The organism is Williamsia muralis NBRC 105860 (genome assembly GCF_001598915.1).
In the GTDB taxonomy this organism is placed as follows: Bacteria; Actinomycetota; Actinomycetes; order Mycobacteriales; family Mycobacteriaceae; genus Williamsia; species Williamsia muralis.
In genome coordinates this window covers 1-1,385 of sequence record NZ_BDAP01000020.1, presented here as the reverse complement: position 1 = coordinate 1,385, position 1,385 = coordinate 1, and the positions used below count along the sequence as shown (strand labels likewise).

Annotated in this window: 1 protein-coding gene; it reads right to left on the bottom strand. The window is 61.2% G+C overall.

The genetic code is table 11. From position 1 onward, the window contains the following. Positions 1-38: 38 nt before the first annotated feature. Complete coding sequence (locus WIMU1_RS25675) at positions 39-1,322, bottom strand: IS256 family transposase (RefSeq protein ID WP_031331253.1); 1,284 nt, start codon at positions 1,320-1,322, stop codon at positions 39-41. Positions 1,323-1,385: the final 63 nt, after the last annotated feature.

Here is a 1,385-nt window from a genome sequence, read left to right as displayed (position 1 = left end):
TGGGACTATCCCGTTAACGGTGTTTCGGCCGTTTTCCATTAGTAGGTTTCTGATCCGGGCCAACGGTCCGCGAAGGTGATCGCGAAAGCGTTCAGAGCGGGCTTCCACCGTGTGATCCATCGTGCCTGACCTCTGCCGGTCGGGTCCAGCGAACGGGTCACCAGGTACAAACATTTCAACGCGGCCTGCTCGCTGGGGAAATGACCTCGTGCTTTCACCGCACGCCGGTACCGCGCATTCAGAGACTCGATAGCGTTGGTAGAGCACAAGACTCGCCGTATCTCGGTGTCGTAGTCGAGGAACGGGATGAACTCTGGCCAGGCGTTGTTCCACATCCGGATGATCGCCGGATACCGTGTGCCCCAGTTCTCGGCCAGGTCGTCGAAAGCAGCTCGGGCGGCGGGCTCGCTCGGTGCTGTGTAGATCGGCTTCAGTTCCCGTTTGAGCGCGTCCCAGTGCTGCCGTGCCGAGAGCCGAAAGGTGTTGCGGATTAAGTGCACGACACATGTTTGGACGGTGGTGGCCGGCCAGACGTTCTCCACCACCTCCGGCAGTCCTTTGAGACCGTCGCAGACCAGGAAGAACACGTCCTTGGTGCCGCGGTTGCGGATGTCGGTGAGCACGCTCATCCAGAACTTGGCGCCCTCGCCACCGGTGCCGGCCCACAACCCGAGTACGTCGCGGCGGCCGTCCAGACTCACCCCGATGGCGGCGTAGATCGGCCTGTTCGCGACCTGGCCGTCGCGGACTTTGACGACGATGGCGTCGATGAAAATCGCCGCGTACACCTCATCGAGCGGCCGCGCGGACCAGTCCTGCATCTCCTCGATCACCTTGTCGGTGATCCGCGAGATGGTCTCCTTCGAGACCGATGCGCCGTAGATTTCCGCGAAGTGCGCGCTGATCTCACCGGTCGTTAAACCCTTGGCGTACAACGATAAAACGATCTCATCCACGCCGTTGAGTCGGCGCTGTCGTTTCTTGACGATCTGCGGTTCGAAGGTGCCTTCGCGGTCTCTGGGGACTTCGATCGGTACCTGGCCGGTGGACTCGGTCAGCACCGTTTTCGGCCGGGTCCCGTTGCGGATATTTGTTGACTCCCGATCGGGCTTGGCTTGGTTCTTGTCGTGCCCGAGGTGCTCGGTCATCTCCTCGTTCAGCGCGGTTTCCAGGACCGTTTTGGTGAACTGCTTGAGCAGCCCATCCGGACCCGTCAACGACAGGCCCTGCTCCTTCGCCAACCGCACCAGCTCAGCTGCCGCCGCCTCCTCGGCCGACGGTGGTGTCGATTTCTTCTTCGTCACATCATCTAGTGTCGTCATCACGGCACCCTTCCCGCTGAGCATTCACCCAGCGTGTCGGGCCAAAACACCGATTAAGAAACA

Bases quoted from the DNA above. Each gene is read 5' to 3' on its own strand.
- WIMU1_RS25675 (WP_031331253.1), bottom strand. From the start codon at position 1,322: ATGACGACACTAGATGATGTGACGAAGAAGAAATCGACACCACCGTCG.